This window comes from Cupriavidus sp. F041 (assembly GCF_057814235.1).
Genome location: NZ_JBVASY010000004.1, coordinates 306,138 through 327,305, shown reverse-complemented (window position 1 = coordinate 327,305; position 21,168 = coordinate 306,138). Strand labels below are relative to the sequence as shown.

Annotated in this window: 15 protein-coding genes, 2 tRNA genes and 1 pseudogene; 13 read left to right on the top strand and 5 right to left on the bottom strand. The window is 63.0% G+C overall.

What is annotated here, in order from left to right:
• Positions 1–67 precede the first annotated feature (67 nt).
• Complete coding sequence (locus ACZY0R_RS42760; protein WP_488867795.1) at positions 68–271, bottom strand: cold-shock protein; 204 nt, start codon at positions 269–271, stop codon at positions 68–70.
• A gap of 822 nt (positions 272–1,093) precedes the next feature.
• Here ACZY0R_RS42760 and ACZY0R_RS42755 point away from each other — a divergent pair.
• The 7 genes from ACZY0R_RS42755 (at position 1,094) to ACZY0R_RS42725 (ending at position 7,401) form a co-directional block, all read left to right on the top strand.
• Positions 1,094–1,783 carry a hypothetical protein gene (locus ACZY0R_RS42755; protein ID WP_488867793.1) on the top strand — a complete coding sequence of 230 codons (690 nt, stop codon included), beginning with the start codon at positions 1,094–1,096 and terminating at the stop codon, positions 1,781–1,783.
• A 1,032-nt stretch (positions 1,784–2,815) separates the two neighbouring features.
• On the top strand, positions 2,816–3,085 hold the full coding sequence (locus ACZY0R_RS42750) for an amino acid ABC transporter permease (protein ID WP_488867791.1): 270 nt from the start codon (positions 2,816–2,818) through the stop codon (positions 3,083–3,085).
• Positions 3,086–3,317: 232 nt separating this feature from the next.
• A complete protein-coding gene (locus ACZY0R_RS42745) occupies positions 3,318–3,491 on the top strand; it encodes a hypothetical protein (protein ID WP_488867789.1) in 174 nt (57 codons plus the stop codon).
• Positions 3,492–3,829: 338 nt separating this feature from the next.
• The gene (locus ACZY0R_RS42740; RefSeq protein ID WP_488867787.1) at positions 3,830–4,636 is read left to right on the top strand and encodes a creatininase family protein; all 807 of its coding nucleotides are present in this window, start codon (positions 3,830–3,832) and stop codon (positions 4,634–4,636) included.
• A 52-nt stretch (positions 4,637–4,688) separates the two neighbouring features.
• Positions 4,689–5,999 (top strand): YncE family protein, encoded by a 1,311-nt coding sequence (locus tag ACZY0R_RS42735; protein ID WP_488867785.1) that lies wholly within the window; start codon positions 4,689–4,691, stop codon positions 5,997–5,999.
• 1,247 nt (positions 6,000–7,246) lie between these two features.
• Positions 7,247–7,320, top strand: a tRNA-Gly gene (locus ACZY0R_RS42730).
• Positions 7,321–7,322: 2 nt separating this feature from the next.
• Positions 7,323–7,401: transfer RNA gene (locus ACZY0R_RS42725), tRNA-Ile, on the top strand.
• Positions 7,402–7,473: 72 nt separating this feature from the next.
• On the opposite strand, the gene ACZY0R_RS42720 is transcribed toward ACZY0R_RS42725, so the two are convergent.
• Positions 7,474–8,868 (bottom strand): MFS transporter, encoded by a 1,395-nt coding sequence (locus ACZY0R_RS42720; RefSeq protein ID WP_488867783.1) that lies wholly within the window; start codon positions 8,866–8,868, stop codon positions 7,474–7,476.
• A 538-nt stretch (positions 8,869–9,406) separates the two neighbouring features.
• Here ACZY0R_RS42720 and ACZY0R_RS42715 point away from each other — a divergent pair.
• Positions 9,407–10,495 carry a mannonate dehydratase gene (locus ACZY0R_RS42715; protein WP_488867781.1) on the top strand — a complete coding sequence of 363 codons (1,089 nt, stop codon included), beginning with the start codon at positions 9,407–9,409 and terminating at the stop codon, positions 10,493–10,495.
• An 18-nt stretch (positions 10,496–10,513) separates the two neighbouring features.
• Entirely contained in the window at positions 10,514–12,256 is a 1,743-nt protein-coding gene (gene araD / locus ACZY0R_RS42710; protein ID WP_488867779.1) for an L-arabinonate dehydratase, read from the top strand.
• A 126-nt stretch (positions 12,257–12,382) separates the two neighbouring features.
• Here the strand turns inward: araD and ACZY0R_RS42705 are convergent, their stop codons facing one another.
• Positions 12,383–13,426: a LacI family DNA-binding transcriptional regulator gene (locus ACZY0R_RS42705; protein WP_488867777.1), complete on the bottom strand. Its 1,044-nt coding sequence runs from the start codon at positions 13,424–13,426 to the stop codon at positions 12,383–12,385.
• A 109-nt stretch (positions 13,427–13,535) separates the two neighbouring features.
• Positions 13,536–14,120: pseudogene (locus ACZY0R_RS42700) on the bottom strand (LacI family DNA-binding transcriptional regulator); the annotation flags it as partial.
• Between the two features lie 350 nt (positions 14,121–14,470).
• Between ACZY0R_RS42700 and ACZY0R_RS42695 the strand changes: the two are divergent.
• The 4 genes from ACZY0R_RS42695 (at position 14,471) to ACZY0R_RS42680 (ending at position 19,917) form a co-directional block, all read left to right on the top strand.
• On the top strand, positions 14,471–16,003 hold the full coding sequence (locus ACZY0R_RS42695) for a UxaA family hydrolase (RefSeq protein WP_488867775.1): 1,533 nt from the start codon (positions 14,471–14,473) through the stop codon (positions 16,001–16,003).
• A 31-nt stretch (positions 16,004–16,034) separates the two neighbouring features.
• On the top strand, positions 16,035–17,591 hold the full coding sequence (locus tag ACZY0R_RS42690) for a UxaA family hydrolase (RefSeq protein ID WP_488867773.1): 1,557 nt from the start codon (positions 16,035–16,037) through the stop codon (positions 17,589–17,591).
• Between the two features lie 61 nt (positions 17,592–17,652).
• A complete protein-coding gene (locus tag ACZY0R_RS42685; RefSeq protein ID WP_488867771.1) occupies positions 17,653–18,639 on the top strand; it encodes a Bug family tripartite tricarboxylate transporter substrate binding protein in 987 nt (328 codons plus the stop codon).
• A gap of 72 nt (positions 18,640–18,711) precedes the next feature.
• A complete protein-coding gene (locus ACZY0R_RS42680) occupies positions 18,712–19,917 on the top strand; it encodes an L-talarate/galactarate dehydratase (protein WP_488867769.1) in 1,206 nt (401 codons plus the stop codon).
• Positions 19,918–20,000: 83 nt separating this feature from the next.
• On the opposite strand, the gene ACZY0R_RS42675 is transcribed toward ACZY0R_RS42680, so the two are convergent.
• Positions 20,001–21,101, bottom strand: coding sequence for an SMP-30/gluconolactonase/LRE family protein (locus tag ACZY0R_RS42675; protein WP_488867767.1), 1,101 nt, complete (start codon positions 21,099–21,101; stop codon positions 20,001–20,003).
• Positions 21,102–21,168 lie beyond the last annotated feature (67 nt).

Below are 21,168 nucleotides of genomic sequence, written 5' to 3'. Positions count from 1 at the left end.
AACAAAAAAGCCCCTCGTCACAGCGAGGGGCCTTTCTTCCATCTCGATTTCCTAGGTGCAATGGCGACTACAGCTTGCGAATCTGCGAAGCTTGCAAACCTTTCGGGCCTTGCTTCGATTCAAATTGGACTTTGGCGCCTTCGTCAAGAGACCGGTATCCCGTGCCCTGGATTTCCGTGTGGTGCGCGAACAAATCCGCGCCACCGCCGTCCGGCGTAATGAATCCAAATCCCTTTTCGTTGTTGAACCACTTCACAATACCAGTCGCCATTTCATCCTCGGAGCAACGCGCATGCATACTGCATGCAGAAATAAAAATCCAATCTAGACCTACTACTGCACCCTGAGCATTTCGCCCTCGATTGCAGCAAAGTAATCGGAACCGCCAGCATAGCCGACCAGGCTGTTGTAGCCAAGATGGCATAGGGTTTACCACTGAGGGATCCATGGGTTCATGTTAGTTGACGACTAGGCACCGTTGGTTAATGCAGTTGCGAATCCGAGGGAGGAGAATTGCGCGTAATAAAATCCGCGACATACTAGTTGGGGGTGACCGTGCGTTTCGCTATCTGCCGAAAGAAGCTGGATGCTTAGAAGCAAACCGACCTGCCAGGCTCCGGCTTGTAGGAGGGCAGTGACGGACTCAGATTGTGCTGGTGAACGCCAGTCGTCGACGCTCCAGTCGAGCGTGGTGGCCTGCTGTAGCAAGGTGACAGCAACAGCGCGCAAGGCACTTGAAGACCGTGGATTGAATACAATCTGCATGATGTTTTGATGTCAGCCTAGTAGGCCTGCAGAGATAAGGGTTATCCGCGATGCTGTGTGACGTCAAATCACCGTCTGAGCACGCCGGTCTCATGGGCGGGCCACAATGCCAAAAAGTGGAACGAAAATGCTGCTTAAATCTGACATGAAAATATTTTAATTTCACGTAGACTGGTGGCGTAGTCCTTGCTACCACCCGCGTATCCTCCCTGGCGACGCGGGTTTCTTTTTTGTGCAACAGCGCACGGGTTTTTTTTCGATGTTTGACCTACACTTTCCAACCATACATTGCACTTAGTCCGGCAATTCTGCTGGGGCTGTATTGGCCATGGAAATCTACCAACTACATCTTGTTTCTTCGGGTGTAAACCTCCGATGTGTTGTTGAGGGACACAGAGTTCGCGTTCCTGTTGAAGGAAATCAAGTGAGCCTGGATGGGAAACAGCTCGAGGTTTACGGTTGCCGTACCGCAAGCGGAAGAGTGCGAACGGGACAGGTTGGACTTGTATCGGGAACCCTAGTCGAAGTCTGGTGCGATAACAACGGAATGCTCGTGTGTGCACGGGCTGATGATGTAGACCGGGTGCGTGCCGCGAAGGCGGCGCGAAAAGCGGCAGAGGAGGCCGCCTTACGGGAGCGCGAAGAGGACCTTCGCATTCGAGCACAGGCGTTTAACGCTAGCCTTGCTATTCCCATCAGGTGGGTACCCGGTGCAATCAAAAGTGAATCCAGTCGCCTGCTCGGAACGCCAGACGACGAGGGGCAGCTTTTGGCCAACAATGTTCATGTCTGGCTGAAGCAGGGCTTTCGCGACGGACGTCTGACGCGCAGCGCTGGTGATTTACTTTGCATGCGTTCGCGGCGAATCACCGAAAAGCATTTAAAGCTGCGAAAGGCGGAGGCGTATGCTGAGGTTACTTGCAGGGAATGCCTTACCGTCGCGAAGCGATGGGCGCAGCGACTGATTGATGTTACCGGGCTCGAACCGCACAACATCCAGGGCGCGCCCGTTGGGTAGTCACGCAATGTGCCGTCGCCCGCATTGACAACTGTGCGAACCAGCTCACTGCATGTCGACGGTCACCATCAAAGCAGTTTGCTTCCCACGCTGGTAGTAGACCTACAGAGCAGAATTGTCGTGGGCCCCGTCCTGTCGTTTGCGCTCTGGGCTTGCCTGCCAAGGAGAATTACCGCCCGTGCTGGTGGCTGGCAAGGACGAGCCGGTCGGTCGTGCGAACGAGGCTGCGCTAGATGAGGCACACGGACAGAAAATAGCCGGGGATTGTGTTCAAAATTCCTTCGGCGCGGCCGGAGAGATGTCTCTGCCGGAGAGGAGGGATGCATGTTGTGCTCCAATTAAATGTGCGCCATGGAACACACTTCGGGCGAGCGGCGGCCAAACGCTGAGATCATCGGTCGCAGTCTTGCATAGGGCGACCCGTTGTCAAGTAATTCGGCGGGCGCGATGTCGGCGCCAGACGTAGTTGACTGGCCGATGCCCGGCCTTGATCTGTCTGGGTCGTCGAGTAAATTGAATGCTCGGGCCAAGACCATGCCTACCGCACCGCGGCGCACACCGCAGCCAAGGTGGCCGCCGCCGGGATCTGGGCTGCGCTGCCGGTCGGAGCGCTCAATCTGATTGGACGCGCGTGATGATCGAGAGCGCGCTCTGTGTCCACCTTGGTAGAGGAGACTGTCCGTCATGATCGCGCCGCTTTTTGCTCACCGTCGTCCGCTCAGCCAACCATTCTCCGCAAGCCGATCATAGGCAAGTCAGCGGGGGTTTCCTCTGGCGCCCGCCACAGGGTGGGGCGAAGCCTATGGCTCGCTAAAGAGAGGTCCTGGCAAATAGTCGGCCCGAGGCCGGCCACCCTGCGATGCTCGCAGTAACTACTGGGTTTGACGGCGGGAAAGTGGCGAGGCCCTTGTCGCCTTCTTGGGGCGAAGTGTCCGCCCTGCCAGGTCAACCTGTGCACCTTTCGAGCGTTAAATAACAGGGGGAACGGCGCGTTCTCCCCTGTGGGTCAAAATGGCATGTCCAGGAGGAATCATGAATAAGTTCGCCGCTACCGCCATCGCCCTGTGCCTTGGCGCTGCATCCCTCGCCGCTCAGGCGCAAACCGCTGGCAAAGTCGACCCATATACGCAGGGCGCCAAGGCCGGGAAATTTGATCCCTACACCGAGGGCGCGAAGAAGGATACTGCCGAATCGCTGACCGACGCGTCCGCCCCGAAGGCCAAGCCGGCACACAAAAACAACGGGCAGACGAGCAAGAAGAGCAAGAAGGCTGCGCCGGCATCGGCAGCCGCTGCAAGCTGAGATCTCCCCGAAGCGCACGCCACTGTGCGCAGATGCTTAGGATAGGCCCGCAGCTTGCGGCCTATCCTTGTGCCTGCCTAGCCGCCCGGTAGAACTTGCTCGACCGGCGTCTACGCATGGTGTCGGGTAGTCAGTGCCAAGCCTGATCGTTCCTTGGGTCAGCCCGAGCAGCCCAACGACGGGTAGCTTCGATAACCTTACGAATAGCGCGCCGGCGGGTTCGGAAGTTCCCGTGAACGCACTAACTTCGGTAGTTACCGCCACCAACACGCTGTGCGAAGACAGTTTCCAGACGGCGAAGCAAACGGTCGAATTCGTCGAGCATAACTTCAATGGGGCAAGCAGCAGGGCATCGAAGCCGGCCAGCCAAGCCGTCGGGCATGCGTCGCGCGCCGCCAAGATATAAGGTGCACCCGTCGTCGCAACGCGGCGACACGGGTCGTTGGCAGCCACCGTGCGAACGACCTTTCAAGCCGTATCGGGGGACTGAATCCATCGAAAATTGATACATATACGACAATCATTCGAAGGGGGCACGGTGGCATCCGAAACCTACCAAGACTACACGTTACGAGGCCTCGCGAAGCCTCTCGCGGACGGAACGTTTGAAGCTTCTGGCGGCGTAGGGAAAGGCCGGCAATTGCTGCGGGACTCGGGGCCTCTCGGCTACTATCCGACCTTCGAGCTTGCTATACCCGGATGTGCGAATACGTCCCTTCACCAATGACAAAACGTAGGCCACTGATGCGCACCATAGTTGCCTTGCTCTCTCTTTGGTTGGCCGTTTTCAGTCCTGCTGCGTGGTCCGCCGCCAATAGTGTTTATCTTGAAGAGTTGACCTCGACCGAGGTCCGCGATGCCATCCACGCTGGCACGACGACGATCATCATCCCGGTCGGCGGCACAGAACAAAGCGGCCCGCACATGGCGCTGGGCAAGCACAATGTGCGGGTCAAGGTCCTGGCGGGCAGGATCGCCACATCGTTGGGCCATACACTGGTCGCGCCAGTGGTAGCCTATGTGCCCGAAGGCAGCATTACCCCACCCGTTGGGCACATGCGCTTTGCCGGCACAATTTCGGTACCGGACGACGCCTTTAAGAGCGTACTGGATGCCGCCGCGCGCAGCTTCAAGCAGAATGGTTTTGTCGACGTCGTGTTCATCGGTGATCACGGCGGCTACCAGGCCCAGCTCAAGGCAGTGGCGACGCGCCTGAATCACGATTGGGCGGCGACGCCCGCCCGTGCCCACTTCATCGGGGATTACTACCGGGTCACTCAAACCGACTACGTGCAGGCCCTCAAAGCCAAGGGGTTGAGCGATGCGCAGATCGGCGTGCATGCAGGCACGGCCGATACTTCGCTAATGATTGCCATCGACGCTACATTGGTTCGGACAGATCAAATGGCACACGATCCACGCGAAGGCGCGGCCAATGGCGTCGCTGGCGATCCGCGCGCTGCCAGTGCGGCGCTGGGTCAGTTGGGCGTCGATCTGATTGTGGCGAGAACGGTAGCCTCCATTCGCGCTGCACTGGGTGCTTCGCGCTGAGCGCGCTACTAGCATTCCATGATGTGTAGACCGAGAGATTGAGAGGTCAAGCATGCGCAAGAATCCCGTTGTCGTCGTTTCTGTCGTGGTCGCCTTATCGGCGACCGCTTGGTGGGTCGCAAACCACGCCATCGCAGCGCCGGCAAACGCATCGTCTCCACCTGGAACTTCTGCGCAGAACGACCGAGTGGCGACGGTGCCTGGCATGCCGGCCGTGCCTGACCGGAACAATCTTTACAGCGAGGCGGGCGCCGACCGCATGAGTCCGGCGGTTGCCGGTGCCCTGGAGCGCGTGTACGTGCCAAACCACACATCCAATACCGTGTCCGTGATCGATCCGGCCACGCTGAAGGTCATCGATACCTTCAAGGTGGGTATCAACCCGCAGCATGTGGTGCCCTCGTGGGACTTGCACACGCTGTGGGTAGCCAACAACGCCGAAGGTCGCCCCGATGGCAGTCTGACGCCGATCGATCCCAACACAGGCAAACCGCGACAATCGATTCGCGTGGACGACCCCTACAATATGTATTGGTCTCCGGATGGTCAATCGGCCATCGTGGTTGCCGAAGCATACAAGCGCCTAGACTTCCGTGACCCACGCAGCATGAAGCTGCAATATTCGATTGCTACGCAGCAATGCGGCGGAATCAATCACGCCGATTTCTCCATCGACGGCAAGTTCGCGCTGTTTACCTGCGAATTTGACGGGGCAGTCACCAAGATCGACCTGGTGAATCGCCGCGTCGAGGCCACCCTCAAGCTGAGCAAATACTTCGACCGGCCGGATGTCCTCGCGCTGATCGCCTCACCTGGCAAGAAGCCCGCCAAGATCCCTGACCCGAAAGAGTCTGGTGGCGAAATCTGCACCACCACGGGCATGCCGCAAGACGTGCGGGTATCGCCAGACGGCAAGGTGTTCTTCGTGGCGGACATGATGGCCGACGGCGTCCATGTGATCGATGGTGAATCGTTCAAGCAGATCGGCTTCATCGCCACCGGCATCGGCGCGCATGGCCTGTATCCCAGCCGCGATGGCAGAAGCCTTTATGTAGCCAACCGTGGCACCAACAAGATCCATGGCACGCCGGGCGGCAAAGGCAGTGTCTCGGTCATTGATTTTGCGACTCGTACCGTCACTAAGACCTGGCCCATTCCGGGGGGCGGCAGCCCTGATATGGGCAACGTCAGTGCCGATGGCCAGCACTTGTGGTTGTCCGGTCGGTTCGACGATGTGGTGTACCGCATCGACACCGCAACGGGCAGTGTCGACAAGATCAGGGTGGGTCGTGAACCGCATGGGCTGACGGTGTGGCCACAACCGGGCCGATACTCGTTGGGGCATACAGGGAACTTGCGCTAACCGGTGAGCGTGTCATGGTCAGGAGTGGATGCCGTCAGGCCCTTACGCTTACGGATTTGCTCTTTCCGCTCGTTCATGCTTTTCCTATTGCATGGGTTTCTTTCATGCGCACCGCCGCGACCACGCCTGAAAGCAAGGTCAGCACCGACACCGGCCAGATAGCCGTCGCACGCCGAAAATATCAGCGGTGATACCGACTAAGAGGGCTCTCACCGCGTAGCCAAGGTCTCGCCAGAGTCGGTAGACGCCCACTGCGGAAGCGCGCCAAGAAGGGGGGCCGCGTCGCCGATTGCGGCGAGCAAGGTCGGATAGACCATGGCCGTGCCGATTCCAAACAACACGGCACCCAGGCCAAAGACCAAGAAATCCGCTGCTACCGCGGTGACGGCAATACTCCCTGCCTGCAACCACATCCCCCACACGATCAGCCCCTGCGGCCGAGCCGGTGAGAATCTGCGAAGCGCCCCAGACTGCTGGATAGATTGCGGCGAGGATGCCGATTTGCGCCAGTGTTATTCCTGCTGCGGCAAAGACCAGCGGAGGCGCGTAGAAGAATGCGGTTCGCCGAGGTGGCGACGGCGCGCAAATGATGACAAATTGGAGGACAGGCATGAAAGTCACGACCAACGTATGCTGATCGACACCGTGCGTCGATTCATCCAGGAACGCGACAACGCCGTTCATTCAGTTGCCGTCAGTATTTAACTGAACCTTTATGCGGCGAAATTGACATGGCTCGTAGTGGCACAGTTGTAACGTCCGGAGCAAAATTCTGTCCTTGTCAACGCCATCTTTCGAAGCCTTCATCCATATCTTCGAGCGAAAGACCGAGCTGTAAGGAGGCGTGGAGCCAAGTCTTCCCGAGCGGGGCGATGCTACGGCGTCAAGATGCGGCTGTCCCCCCGTGACCGTTCGTGACAAGCCGGCTATATCCGGGCCGTAATTCGAGTGGACGCAGAACGCTTGAGGCTACCTAACCGATATCAGATCGGTATCTAAAAGATACCATTTGCCTTTCCGAGGCGGCCGGATAGGTTGCAGCGGGCGGTCCATGGCGAGAAGACGTGGAAGATTTCCAGGTAGTCACTCAACCACTGCCGTAGCGATGGCAATACATCGACGCCCGGGTTGCAAAGTCGCCGTACGCGCTCGGCGCAGCACGAGATTTTGTGACAAGCAGCGATGCCTGCTACGAAGAATTCGTGCCACGCTGATTGGGGTAGCTGCTATCATGCCGCGCATCGCGCGCGGGTGTAGCTCAATGGTAGAGCAGAAGCCTTCCAAGCTTATGACGAGGGTTCGATTCCCTTCACCCGCTCCATCGGGCCTCTAGCTCATGCTTGGTTAGAGCAGCGGACTCATAATCCGTTGGTGCCGTGTTCGACTCACGGGAGGCCCACCACCGCTTCCGTAAGATCTTCCGGCTTCCAGATGGAAATAGCGGAGGTGGATTCTGAATTAGCATGAAGCCGCCTCAGTCCTTTGCAGGCAACTCCACGCGTTCGATCTTACCCACGATCAGCCAGTAGCTCAGGATGGCCAGCAGTCCGTGGGCACCGACATATACCAGTGCGCCATTGAAGGAGTGTGTGTCAGCCACGATGTAGCCGATCACGATCGGCGTGACGATGCCGGCGATATTGCCCACCGCGTTGAACACGCCTCCGGTGCTGCCCACGATGGCGGCGGGTGCGGTGTCGGCCACCACGGTCCAGCCTAGCGAGCCGAAGCCCTTGCCGAAGAACGCCAGGCTCATCAGCGCGATCACGACCCAGTCGGTGTCCACGTAGTTGCAGGCGATCATGGTGGCGCTGAGCAACAGGCCGATGGTGATCGGCAACTTGCGCGCCATCGTCAGCGAGCCGGTGCGGCGCAGCAGCGCGTCCGACACGAAGCCGGTGGACACGCCGCCGATAAATCCGAAGATGGCTGGCACTGCGGCAACGAAGCCCGCTTGCAGGATAGTAAAGCCGCGCCCATTCACCAGGTAGCTGGGAAACCACGAGACAAAGAACCAGGTAATGGCGCTGATGCAGTACTGCGCCAGGAAGATGCCCACCAGCATGCGGCTCCGGAACAGCTGGCCGAGTTGCGCCAGCGTCGGGCCCTTGCTGCCCTTGGCGCTCCTGCCGCCGAGATGCACCAGCGCGCCGCCTTGCTCGATGTAGTCGATCTCCGCCGGCGTCACGCGCGGATGCGCGGCGGGTGCGTGATAAAGGCGATACCACGCCCATGCAAGCAGCAGCCCCAGCGCGCCCATTACCGAGAAGATATGCTGCCAGCCGAAGCGGTGATCGAGCCAGCCCATCAGCGGTGTGAACACCACCAGCGACAGGTACTGCGCACTGTTGAAGATCGCGCCGGCCACGCCGCGTTCCGTGGACGGGAACCATGCCGCGATCACGCGCCCGGACGAAGGGCCCACCGGCGACTCCATCGCACCCAGCAGGAAGCGCAGCACCAGTAGCGCCATGAAGGCAAAGGCAAACCAATGCACCATACTCATCAGCAGCGTGGTGAGCGACCACAGCACAAGCCCCAGGCCGATGGCCTGCTTGGCACCGATCTTGTCCACCAGCCAGCCGGCCGGTACCTGGCTCAGCACATAAGCCCATGCAAACGAAGAAAACAACCAGCCCATCCGCACGGCGTCCAGTCCCAGGTCCTTGCTCATATGCGGGCCTGCCACCGATAGCGTCGCGCGGTCACCGGTGCTCAGCGCCAGCACGATGGTGATCAGGGCCAGCATCAGGTAGCGGTAGCGTCCGCTGGCAACGGCGGCGACCGTCGGTTGTACAGGGGAGGTGAGTGCGGTGGCGGACGCAGGTGCCGCCGGGGTCGTGGGGGCGGATGTCATGACGACTGACATGGCGGTCTCCAATCTTGTTTGATGGCAATGGCGCCAGGCTCTATGTGCCGGCGCGTCCCGCGGCTAGGTGCTGCCGAGGCGTATTGCCTGCATGCTAGATAAGACGATCAGAAGAAGATAGCGACAGGGGGTGGCAGGGGTAGCTTGTGTCCCATTGCTTGGGAAATCTGGCGCAATTGTGCGGCTTGGGGCAGCAAATCGCCACTGCGCGCGTGACCCGAGTCACGATGTGGTAGTCGAGGAAGAGTACTGGCCACAAGGGTCAGGCTCGATGGGCTGGCTGTGATGGGTTTTCGTCGTAAGCGGCACACTTGGACGGTTCAACGCACGATTTTTTCCATATCCTGGGACGGCACGGAAGGTTTGCCGGTCTGCCCCGCATTCCACGCTTGCCGCCATCTCCCGCTTGCAGAAAAATGAACACGTGTTCATTGCGGTAGGACATACCGCGCCTCCAGCACTGAGCGACGTGGCGGCCAAGCCCCCGCACCACATACAACATCCTCATCCAAGCATTTCAGTATCCAGGAGACGCACTATGTACATCAGCGAACAGCTACTCAACCCCGACGAGCGCCGTCTGCGCCTTTCCACCCAACTCGGGGTAGAGAGCGTGGTGCTGGATAACCGCGGCACCGAGCTGGTGTCGGCAAGCGGCGGCGTCAGTGCCTGGGATGCCGGCAAGCTCACCACCTATCGCAAGTGGGTGGAGAGTTTCGGCCTCAAGCTCGATGTGTTTGCACTGGACGTGGGCTGCATCCTGCTGGATTCGCTGGTGGACCTGGAAGGCGCGCGCAAGCAGCGCGACGTCCTGGCGCAGAATATCCAGAAGGCGGCCGACGCCGGCATTACCTGCCTCAAGTACAACGTGCAGATGGTGGGCATCACCCGTACCGGCCTCAAGCCCGGGCGCGGCGGCGCGCAGAACTCCGGTTTTGTCTATGCCGAGTATTCGGCGGATGACGATCGCAAGCATTCCTACTGGGGCGTGGGCTATCCCACCAACCAGGATGAGGGCGACGCGGAGACCGCCATGCTGTGCGGGCAGAAAATGGCGCGGGATGTGCCGCCCGTTACCGAAAAGGCCGGTTGGGACGCCATCGAATTCCTGGTGGAAGGCCTGGTGCCTGCCGCCGACCACGCCGGCGTGCGCCTGGCTTGCCATCCGCACGACCCGGCGTACCCGGTGGGCGGACTCAACGGCATCGAGCACGTGGTGGGCTCCGCCGATGGCATCCGCAAGTTCCTCTCCCTCAGCCCGAGCGCCAACCACGGCCTGAACTTCTGCCAGGGCACGGTGGCCGAGATGTTCAAGGAGCCGGGCCGCGCCATGATCCCGGTGATCGAGGAGTTCGCCGCTACCGGCCGCATCTTCATGGTCCACTTCCGCAATATCCGGGGTGGCTATCTCGACTTCCAGGAAGTCTTCCCGGACGAAGGCGACGTCGATATGTTCCAGGCCATCAAGGCCTACCAGCGCGGTGGCTACAAGGGGCCGCTGTGCCCGGACCACGTGCCGGTGTCGGATCTTGACGAGAACCGTGAACGCTTCATGTCCTTCGCGCTGGGCTACACGCGTGGGCTGTTGCAGGCGGCCGGCGTGTGGTCCACACCGGTGCGCGGTTAAGCACCGCGGCGGCCAGACATGACAGACGCACAGCAGACAACCCGCAAGACGCCCGAGGATTTGCGCTCGCACCGCTGGTTCGGCAAAGAATCCATGCGCACCTTCAACCACCGCTCGCGCATGGCGCAGATCGGCTTTGGCGCGGAGGAATATCGCGGCAAGCCGGTCATCGCCATCCTCAATACGTGGAGCGAGATCAATCCCTGCCACACGCATTTCAAGGCGCGCGCGGAAGAGGTCAAGCGGGGCATTTGGCAGGCCGGCGGCTTTCCGCTGGAAATGCCGGCCATGTCGCTGGCCGAGCCATTCCAGAAGCCCAGCGCGCTGCTGTACCGCAACCTGCTGGCGATGGAAGCCGAGGAACTGCTGCGCTCTTACCCTGTCGACGGCGTGGTGCTGATGGGCGGCTGTGACAAGACCACGCCCGGCCTGATCATGGGCGCGACGTCGATGAACCTGCCGGCCATCTTCATGCCGGCCGGGCCGATGCTGCGTGGCAATGCGGGCGGCAAGACGCTGGGATCGGGTTCGGACATGTTCAAGAACTGGGCCGAGCTGCGCGCGGGCACCATCACCCATGACGACTGGGAGGAGGTACTGGGCGGAATTGCCCGCTCCCCCGGCCACTGCATGACGATGGGCACCGCCTCCACCATGACCAGCGCCGCCGAGGCCATGGGTTTGACGCTACCGGGCGCGGCCTCGATCCCTGCGCCGGACTCGCGCCACGCGCAGATGGCGGTACAAACCGGGCGGCGCGTTGTTGAGATGGTGTGGGAAGATCTGACGCCATCCAGGGTGCTCAGCGCCCAGGCGTTCGACAATGCCGTGGTATGCGTGCTCGCATTGGGCGGCTCGACCAATGCGCTGGTGCACCTGGTGGCCATGGCGCGGCGCGCCGGCGTGGCACTGGATCTCCAGCGCTTCGACGAGTTGGCCGCGACGACGCCGCTGATCGCCAACCTGAGGCCGGCGGGCAAGTACCTCATGGAAGATTTTTTCTATGCAGGCGGCTTGCGCGGGCTGCTCGAGCGACTACGCCCGCTGCTGTATGTGGATGCGCTCACGGTAAACGGCGGCACCCTTGGCAACAATATCGCCGGCGCCCCGGTGCATGACGACGACGTGATCCTGCCCCTGGAGCGTGCGCTGGTCAGCGGCGGCAGCCTTGCCGTGCTGCGCGGCAACCTCGCGCCCGACGGCGCCGTCATCAAGCCCGCCGCCGCCGCGCCAAATCTGCACCGGCATACGGGCCGCGCCGTGGTCTTCGACAGCTATGACGCCCTCAACGCCGGCATCGACGTTCCCGAACTGGAGGTCGACGCCAATAGCGTACTGGTGCTGCGCAATGCCGGACCGCTGGGCGGACCGGGCATGCCCGAGTGGGGCCAGTTGCCGATTCCGAAGAAGCTGCTGCAGCAGGGCGTGCGCGACATGGTGCGCATCAGCGACGCGCGCATGAGCGGCACCAGCTTCGGCGCCTGCGTGCTACATGTGGCCCCGGAATCCTTCGTCGGTGGCCCGCTGGCGCTGGTGCGGACAGGCGACCTGATCGAGCTCGATATCCCCGCACGCAAGCTGGAACTGCTCGTCGACGACGCCGAGCTGCAACGCCGCCGCGCCGCATGGACGCCACCGCCGCCGCGCTACCAGCGCGGCTATGGCGCGATCTTCGCCCAGCAGGTGATGCAGGCAGATAAGGGGTGCGATTTTGCGCTGTTGCAGGGGACTGAGGCGACGAAGGAGCCGGACATTTTTTGAGGCCTGCCGGTCTTGTTCGCAGGCATGCCAATGGTCGGGGTCAAATCGTGGGATTGTTCACGGAATGCGCTGCTTGTACGCGGTAATCGCGATCCACAAGGGACTGGGACGCGCTCGCTGCCCCCCTCAGGCACTCTCCCTTGGCACGATGCGAAAGCCCATGTCGATCACCCGTTGCGCCCGCCTGGCCGGCCGCGCCTGACCCTGCAGCCTGCGCAGCAGCACCTCGCCAGCCTGGCGTCCGAGTTCGCGCGGCTGTACCTGCACTGTGGTCAGGGTCGGGTAACTTGCCGCGGCCATGGCCAGGTCCGAGAAGCCCACCACGGCAACGCGGCCGGGCACCGGCCAGCCGTGTTGTCGGCATGCCAGCAGCGCGCCCACGCCGAGGATATCGTTGCTGCAGAACACAGCCTGGATGTGCGGGGCACGCGCCAGCAGCCGCGTGAATGCCTGCGCGCCGGCCTCGATCGTGGAGGGCGGCGGCAGCAGCTCCGCTTCGGCGGGTGCCATGCCAAGCTCGGCCAGTTGCGCTTGCAAGCCATCCAGCCGCTTTCGCGCGCGGGCTTCGTCGGCGCCGATAAAGCCGATGCACCTGTGCCCGCGCTCGCACAGGTATTGCGCCACCGCTGCGCCCACGCCGGCATTGGAGAACCCCACCGCCATGTCGATGGGATCGTTGGTCAGGTCCCACGTTTCCACCACCGGCAGGCCGAGGCGGCGCAGCTTGTCGCGTACGCTTTTTTCATGGCTCACGCCGGTGAGCACGATCGCATCCACGCGCCGGCCAAGGAAGGCGTCGACCAGGCCGGCCTCTTCGCGCGGGTGGTAGCTCGACTGCGCAAGCATGAGTTGGTAGCCCTGCGGCGCCAGCGCCGCGGCCAGGCCGTCCATGGTGTCCGCGAACCAGGCATTTGACAGCGTGGGGACAATGGCACCGACAATGCGCGAGCGCGTGGACGCCAGGCTGCCAGCGGTGAGATCGGGCACATAGCCGAGTTGCCGGATCGTGGCCTGCACCAGTTCGCGCGTTGCCTGCGCCACCGTCTCTGGATGGTTGATCACGCGGGATACGGTCACGCTGGCGACGCCGGCCGCACGGGCCACATCCAGCATGCGCACCGGGCCCTTGCGCGCCTGCGCCAGCATGTCGGCGGTCTTGGTGGCTTTCATGGGTGGCTGCAGTTCGCTGTGTTCGGTTCGGTCTGGTGTCGGCCAGTGCGTGCGCGCCGTCGGCGATGGAGGAGGGCGGCTCTACCGTGCGCACCACCACGTCTGGCAGGGCGCGTGCGGCGATTGCCTCGCGGTATCCTGCCAGGCGTTTCAGCGCGCGATCCTCCTTCGCGCCAATAAAGCCAAGGTAGCGGTACCCGCGCGCCAGCAAGTGTTCGGCCACGGCAGCGCCCGCAGCGCGGTTGGAGAAGCCGGCTACCATATCGATGGGGTCGTCTGTGAGGTCCCAGGTCTCTACCACCGGAATGCCGCAGCGGCGCAGCTTGGCACGCACGGCAGGCACATGGCTGACGCCCGTGAGCACTACTGCGTCCACCTGGCGGCCAATAAAGGCGTCGATCAGGATTTCTTCCTGACTTTGCCGGTAGCGCGTCTGACCCAGCAGCAACTGGTAGCCGCCCCTCTCCAGCACTTCACCCAGCCCGTCCATGGTTTCCGCAAACCAGGCATTGGAGAGCGTTGGCACGATGGCGCCGACGATGCGCGAACGCCTCGTCGCCAGGCTGCCGGCATTCAAGTTAGGCACATAGCCCAGTTGCGCAATGGCCTGTTGCACCGCGGCCAACGTGGCTGGCGAGACCAGGTGCGGATGGCTGATCGCTCGCGACACCGTCACGCGCGACACCCCCGCCATGCGCGCTACGTCCACCATGCGGCCGCTGCCCGGTGTGCTGCTGCCGGCGCTATCCGGCTGGTTCGGGTGGTCTGTATGCATTGGCTCGATGTTGGTGTTGCCTACGTCAGGCGGGCTCAACGCCGGCCTGGCTTGCCTGCTCGTTTTCCCTGATTTGCTCCGCGCGGGTCACTTATGCCGGCGGCCACCTGCAGCTTTGTCCCAGATCATGGGAATGCACGAGGCAGGCGGTGGGCGGCTGGCTTGTATTGTCGATGACGATCCCGAAAAATGGAAGCGCATCCATAAGAGCGCGCCGCAACCGATTCCTCTCTTGAAAGACCGCCGGCGCCGGGCCTCACCGAGACACCATGAACCAGCCTCTATCCCATCTCACCATCCGCCTGGCCGAGTCCGACAATGTCGTACTGGCGCGCGCCCGGATTGCCGCCGGCACCGACATTGGCGACGCCATGGCGGCGCAGGACTTCCCCGCCGGCCACAAGCTCGCCGCACGTCCCGTTCGGAAGGGCGAAGCGGTGATCAAGGGCGGATTCGCCATCGGCCTTGCCTCCGAAGACCTGCCGGCGGGCACCTGGGTGCATTCGCATAACCTCGTTGCCGACGACACCGCCACCGCGCGGCGCGAAGCGGAGGCACCCGCGGCTTCGCAGCCGCTGGTTGTCGCCGCCGGACAGCGCGCTACCTTCCAGGGCTTCGTACGGGCCGACGGCCGCGTAGCCACCCGCAATTACATCGGCGTGTTTGTGGTGGGCAATTGCGGCGCCACCGCCGCACGCAAGGTGGCCGACTGGTTCACCGAGACGCGCCTGGCGGCCTATCCCAACGTCGATGGCGTGGTGCCCTTCGTGCATGAGATCGGCTGCGGCATGGAGATGACTGGCGAGCCGATGGACCTGCTGCGCCGCACGCTATCCGGCACCATCCGCAATCCCAACATCGCCGGCGCACTGGTGATCGCGCTGGGTTGCGAGCGCAACAATATCTACGGCTTCCTGGAGCAGGAGAAGCTTGCCGTGGGGCCTGGGCTCAAGACGCTCGTGATGCAGGAAATCGGCGGCACTGCAAACACCATCGAGGCGGGCATCGCCATCATCAAGGACATGCTGCCGGCGGCCAACGCCTGCTCGCGCCAGCCGGTATCTGCGGAACACCTGGTGGTAGGCCTGCAATCGGCCGGCGCCGATGGCTTCTCTGCGGTATCGGCCAACCCGGCGCTGGGCGCGGCGGTGGATCTGCTGGTGGCGCAGGGAGGAACCGCGATCCTGTCGGAAACCGTGGATCTGGTGAGCCTGGGGCAGCGCTTCATCGCACGCGCCGCCACGCCCGAAGTTGCGGGCGAACTCGCGCAACGCATCGGCTGGTGGGAGCAGTACCACGCGGGACGCGATACCCAACTGAACCGTCGCCAGCGAGCCGACGGTGGTGCCAGCGGCCTTAGCAGTGCATTGGAGAAGGCCGCCAGCGGCGTGCAGCGTGCGGGCAGTTCACCGGTGACGGCGGTCTATGCGTACGCCAATCCCGTCACCGCACGCGGCCTGGTGTTCATGGACGCGCCCAGCTACGAGGCAGTATCCGCCACAGGCCAGATTGCAGGCGGCGCCAACCTGATCTGCCTGTCCACCGGCACGGGATCGGGATTTGGCGCGTTGCCGGCGCCGACCATCAAGCTGGCCTCCAATACGCCGACCTTCCAGCGCATGGAGGATGACCTCGATATCGATTGCGGCCAGGTGCTGGATGGCGCGGTCACCGTAGCGGAAATGGGCCAACGCATTTTCGCGCAGATGCTGCGCCATGCGTCCGGCGAGAAGACTTGCAGCGAAGCGCTGGGCGTGGGCGAGAACGAGTTCGTGCCCTGGCCCATTGGCGTGCTGGCTTAAGCCGGATCGCCGGACCGCAAAGGACAATGCCATGACGACAACGATGAATTCCAACACGCAAGATGTAGCGCGCAATCCCTTTATCCGCCTCGACCCGCAAGACAATGTCGCGGTGGCGCGCATGGAAGTGCCGGCAGGCACCGCCGTGCCCAGCGAGGGCCTTGTGACGCTGCAGCTCGTGCCTTCCGGCCACAAGGTCGCGGCCCGCTTTATCGCCAAGGGCGAGCCGGTGCTCAAGTACAACACGGTGATCGGCTTCGCCGCCGAAGATTTACCGCCCGGCACCTGGATGCACAGCCACAATATCGCCTTCGGCGACCTGGTGAAGGACTACCGCCACGGCCAGGACTACAAGCCGACCGATTACGTGCCGCCCGAACAGCGTGCCCGGTTCATGGGCATCGTGCGCCCCGACGGCCGCGTGGCCACGCGCAACTACATCGGCGTGTTCCTGGTGGGGCATAGCGGTGCCACCGTGGCGCGCAAGATCGCCAACGCGTTTGACGAGGAACGCCTGGTTGATTTTCCGAACGTCGATGGCGTGGTGCCATATGTGCACGAGCAGGGCAGTGGCATGGAGATGAGCGGCGAGCCGATGGACCTGCTGCGCCGCACCCTCGGCGGCTATATCCGCCATCCCAATACGGCCGGTGCGCTGGTAATCGCGCTCGGACACGAGCACAACGCGCTGCCGGCCTTCCTGGCCGACCAGGGCCTGCAACCCGGCCCCATGCTGAAGACGCTGGTGATCGAAGAGGCCGGCGGCACGCGCAAGGCGATCGCGGCCGGTATCGGGCTGGTGGAGCAGATGCTGGCCACGGCCAATGCCGTGAAGCGCGAGCCGGTGTCGGCCGAGCACATCACGGTTGGCCTGCAATGTGGCGGCTCCGATGGATTCTCCGGCTTGTCGGCCAACCCGGCACTAGGCGCGGCGATGGAGATCCTGGTGCGCCACGGCGGCACCGCGATCCTGTCCGAGACCTCAGAGATCTTCGGCGTGGAGCAGACCCTGACCGCCCGCGCGGTCACGCCGGAAGTCAGCCAGAAACTTGTCGACCGGATCAACTGGTGGCTCGAGTACAACAAGGGCCGAGACACGCAGATCAATGGCCGCGTCAGCCCAGGCAACAACGCCGGCGGCCTGGCCAATGTGCTGGAAAAAAGCCTGGGGGGTGCCAAAAAGGGCGGCAACGCGCCCTTGATGGAAGTCTACAAGTACGCCGAGCCGGTTACGCAGCACGGTTTGGTGTTCATGGACACGCCGGGCTATGACCCGGTCTCCGCCACCGGGCAGATCGCCGGCGGCGCCAATCTGATCTGCTTCACCACCGGACGCGGCTCCTGCTTCGGCTCGGTGCCGGCGCCCACCATCAAGCTGGCCAGCAACACGCCAATGTACCAGCGCATGGTCAAGGACATGGACATCAACTGCGGGGTGGTGATCGACGGCGAGGCCACCATCGAGCAGATGGGCCAGCAGATCTTCGCGCAGATCCTGCGCCACGCCTCCGGCGAGAAGACCTGCAGCGAAGCGCTCGGCGTGGGGCTGAACGAGTTCGTGCCTTGGCCGATCGGGGTGGTCGATTGAATCACTGATCCCTTGCTTCGGCACCTTTTACCAGCCTTCCACAAAAAATCATGGAGACAGCATGACCCACCACAGCAAACGAACCTTTCTCGCCGGCTGTGCACTGGCGCTCGCCGGCATCGTATCCGGCGCCGCCTTCGCCCAGGGCGACGCATGGCCCAGCAAGCCGGTGCGTATGATTGTGCCATTTCCCGCCGGCGGCACCAGCGACATCATGGGCCGCCTGATCGCCGAGCAGCTCGGCAAGGCGCTCAAGCAGCCCTTTATCGTCGAGAACAAGGGCGGCGCGGGCGGCACCATCGGCGCTGAACAAGCGGCCAAGGCGCCGGCGGATGGCTACACGCTGCTGCTCTCGGGTATCGGCAGCAATGCCATCGCGCACGGCATGACGCCCAAGCCCAACTATGACTCCAGCCGCGACTTCATTCAGATCTCGCAACTGATTGCCGGTCCCAATGTGCTGGTGGTCAATCCGGCGTTTCCGGCGAAGACCTTCAAGGAGTTCGTCGACTACGTCAAGTCGCATCCAGGCAAGGTCAACTACGGCGTGACCAACGCCTCGTCCGGCCACTTGGCGATGGAGCTGCTCAAGCAAACCGCGGGCCTGAACATGGTCGGCATTCCTTACCGCGGCGGCGGCCCGGCGCTGACGGATGTGCTGGCCAATCAGATCCCCACCATGTTCGTGAACCAGGACGCCGTGCTGCCTTATGTGAAGGCCGGCAAACTGCGTGCGTTAGCGGTGACCAGCGCGCAGCGCAACGCCTTGTTCCCGGATGTGCCGACGGTGGCGGAATCCGGCTATCCCGGCTTTTCTGCCGTATCGTGGGTAGGGCTGTCGGCACCCAAGGGCACGCCCAAGCCCATCTTCGACAAGCTTGAGGCGGAGATGATGAAGGCGTTCCGCCAGCCGGACGTGCGCGCCAAGCTGGAGGCCAATGGCTTTGTGGTAGTGGCGTCCAGCTCCCAGGAATACTCTCGCTTCCTGCAGTCCGAGACAGAGCGCTGGAGCAAGGTGATCAAGGAGGCGGGCATCAAGCCGGAATAAGGGCACGCGCTGCCCCCTGCGCCGATGCCGGCCGCGGGCAACAAACAGACTTCGAGCAAACAAGGACCATTCATGAGCAATACCGCCATATCCAACACCTCCTTCGCTTCACAGCAAGCCGCTGCCACGCTGCAGCCCACGGCCCAGGCCGCCGGCGACCGCATCGAATGGGTCAAGGTGTCGCTGGTCTACCTCCCGCTGGCCGCGCCGATCAGCGACGCCAAGGTGCTGACCGGCCGCCAGCGCCCGTTGACTGAGATCGCCTTTATCTTTGCCGAGATCCGCACCCGGGACGGGCATGAGGGCATCGGCTTCGGCTACTCCAAGCGCGCCGGCGGCCCCGGCATGTACGCGCACGCCAGGGAAATCGCGCCGGAGCTGATCGGCGAAGACCCCAACGATATCGCCCGCATCTGGAACAAGCTGCTGTGGGCCGGTGCATCGATGGGCCGCAGCGGGCTGACCACGCAGGCGATTGCCCCGTTCGATATCGCGCTGTGGGACCTGAAGGCCAAGCGCGCCGGGTTGCCGCTGGCCAAGCTGCTGGGTGCCCATCGCGACTCGGTACGCTGCTACAACACCTCGGGCGGCTACCTGTCGATGCCGCTGGACCAGGTACTGAAGAATATTGAAGCCTCCCGCGCCAACGGCATCGGTGGCATCAAGATCAAGGTCGGCCAGCCCGACACCGCCACCGACCTCAAGCGCGTCAAGGCGGTGCGCGAACTGCTGGGCGACGACTTCCCCTTCATGGTGGACGCCAACCAGCAATGGGACCGCACCATCGCGCAGCGCTTCGGCCGCGTGCTGGAGCAGTTCAACCTGGTGTGGATCGAAGAGCCGCTCGACGCCTACGACATCGAAGGCCACGCCGCGCTCGCGGCCTCGCTCGATACGCCGATCGCCACCGGCGAAATGCTCACCAGCTTCGGCGAGCACGCGCAGCTCATCACTGCGCATGCTAGCGATTTCGTGCAGCCAGACGCGCCGCGCGTGGGCGGCATCACGCCGTTCCTGCAGATCATGAGCCTGGCGGACTTCAAGGGGCTGAAGCTGGCGCCGCACTTCGCCATGGAGATCCACCTGCACCTGGCTGCCGCCTATCCGCAGGAGCCGTGGCTGGAGCACTTCGAATGGCTGGAGCCGATGTTCAACGAACGGCTGGAGTTGCGCGACGGCAGGATGATCGTGCCCAGCCGGCCGGGTCTTGGGTTCAGCTTGAGCGAGCAGGCGGTGGCGTGGACGGCGGACAAGGTGGAGTTCGGGGTGCGACCGTAGGCAGTCGTTGGCGATAGCGCACCAAACCATACGCCATCGGCGCGCTTCAGGGCGCGCCGATGGCGTTTGACACCCGCCTCGCGTCAGGCAGCGCCGGCGCCGCGGGTATTGACGTACAGCGCGTAGATGGAATGGCTGCTGGCCATGAACAGCCGGTTGTTCTCCAGGCCGCCGAAGCACAGGTTGGCGCAGCGCTCCGGCAGGCGAACATGGCCAATGGGCTTGCCCTTGGGGTTGAACACCATCACACCGTCCAGCGGTGCCGGGTCCACACCGGGCGCGCCGCCGCTGCCCCAGCCAGCCCAGATGTTGCCGTCCTCGTCGCACTTGATGCCGTCCAGCGCGCCGGGGCCGTTGGCGTCGATATGCTTGGTGCGGTTCGTCAGGCGCCCATCGGGCGCGACACTGTAGGCCCACACGAGCCGGTTGGGCAGGGCACGGCCCTCGATCACATAGAGCGTTTTCTCGTCCGGCGAGAAGCACAGGCCGTTCGGCCCGGCCAGGTCGTTGACGGCCTGGGTGAGCTTTCCGGTCTCGCCGTCGATGCGATAAACCGCGTGCGGCAGCTCTGGCTTGCCGATGCGGCCTTCGTAGTTGTTGCTGAGCTGGAAGGGCGGATCGGTGAACCAGATGGAGCCATCGGACTTGCAGACGATGTCGTTCGGTGAATTGAAGGGCTTGCCCGCGAAGTTGTCGGCCAGCGTGAGCACTTTGCCGCTGTGCTCGGTACGGCTGATGCGCCGCGTGATTGCGCCTTCGCAGGTGATGAGCCGGCCCTGGCGGTCGCGCGTGTTGCCGTTGGGATAGTTGGCGGGCGCGCGGAAGGTAGTGAGCTGGCCGCTGGCCTCGTCCCAGCGCATGATGCGGTTTGACGCCACGTCGCTGACAAGCAGGTAGCCGCCGTCGCCGATCCACACCGGGCCCTCGGCCCAGCGCAGGCCGGTGGCGAGCTGTTCCACGCCGGCGTTGAACAGGCGGTACTTCGCGAAGGACGGGGCGAGGATGACGACGTTGGGATCGGGGTAGCGCAGCGAAGGTGTCCACTGCGCCACGGCATTGCCGGCGGTGGCGCTGGCCGCCAGCGCGAGGCTACCCTTCAGGAAGCCGCGACGCCGTGGCGAAGCGGCGTGCTGAAGCGGAAATTCGTGCTGCTCTGGGTGACCTGAATCAGCTTGTGTCTCCATGCCCGGACTCCTTTGTCTTGATCTTGTGGGAATCAACACAATAGGAAGCTTTACGCGCGCTGGCGAT

Excerpts from the sequence above, each read along its gene's own strand:
- ACZY0R_RS42675 (WP_488867767.1), bottom strand. The coding sequence starts at position 21,101 with ATGGAGACACAAGCTGATTCAGGTCACCCAGAGCAGCACGAATTTCCG.
- ACZY0R_RS42715 (WP_488867781.1), top strand. The coding sequence starts at position 9,407 with ATGTACATCAGCGAACAGCTACTCAACCCCGACGAGCGCCGTCTGCGC.
- araD (WP_488867779.1), top strand. The coding sequence starts at position 10,514 with ATGACAGACGCACAGCAGACAACCCGCAAGACGCCCGAGGATTTGCGC.
- ACZY0R_RS42695 (WP_488867775.1), top strand. The coding sequence starts at position 14,471 with ATGAACCAGCCTCTATCCCATCTCACCATCCGCCTGGCCGAGTCCGAC.
- ACZY0R_RS42685 (WP_488867771.1), top strand. The coding sequence starts at position 17,653 with ATGACCCACCACAGCAAACGAACCTTTCTCGCCGGCTGTGCACTGGCG.
- ACZY0R_RS42760 (WP_488867795.1), bottom strand. The coding sequence starts at position 271 with ATGGCGACTGGTATTGTGAAGTGGTTCAACAACGAAAAGGGATTTGGA.
- ACZY0R_RS42680 (WP_488867769.1), top strand. The coding sequence starts at position 18,712 with ATGAGCAATACCGCCATATCCAACACCTCCTTCGCTTCACAGCAAGCC.
- ACZY0R_RS42735 (WP_488867785.1), top strand. The coding sequence starts at position 4,689 with ATGCGCAAGAATCCCGTTGTCGTCGTTTCTGTCGTGGTCGCCTTATCG.
- ACZY0R_RS42740 (WP_488867787.1), top strand. The coding sequence starts at position 3,830 with ATGCGCACCATAGTTGCCTTGCTCTCTCTTTGGTTGGCCGTTTTCAGT.
- ACZY0R_RS42720 (WP_488867783.1), bottom strand. The coding sequence starts at position 8,868 with ATGTCAGTCGTCATGACATCCGCCCCCACGACCCCGGCGGCACCTGCG.
- ACZY0R_RS42750 (WP_488867791.1), top strand. The coding sequence starts at position 2,816 with ATGAATAAGTTCGCCGCTACCGCCATCGCCCTGTGCCTTGGCGCTGCA.
- ACZY0R_RS42755 (WP_488867793.1), top strand. The coding sequence starts at position 1,094 with ATGGAAATCTACCAACTACATCTTGTTTCTTCGGGTGTAAACCTCCGA.
- ACZY0R_RS42705 (WP_488867777.1), bottom strand. The coding sequence starts at position 13,426 with ATGAAAGCCACCAAGACCGCCGACATGCTGGCGCAGGCGCGCAAGGGC.
- ACZY0R_RS42690 (WP_488867773.1), top strand. The coding sequence starts at position 16,035 with ATGACGACAACGATGAATTCCAACACGCAAGATGTAGCGCGCAATCCC.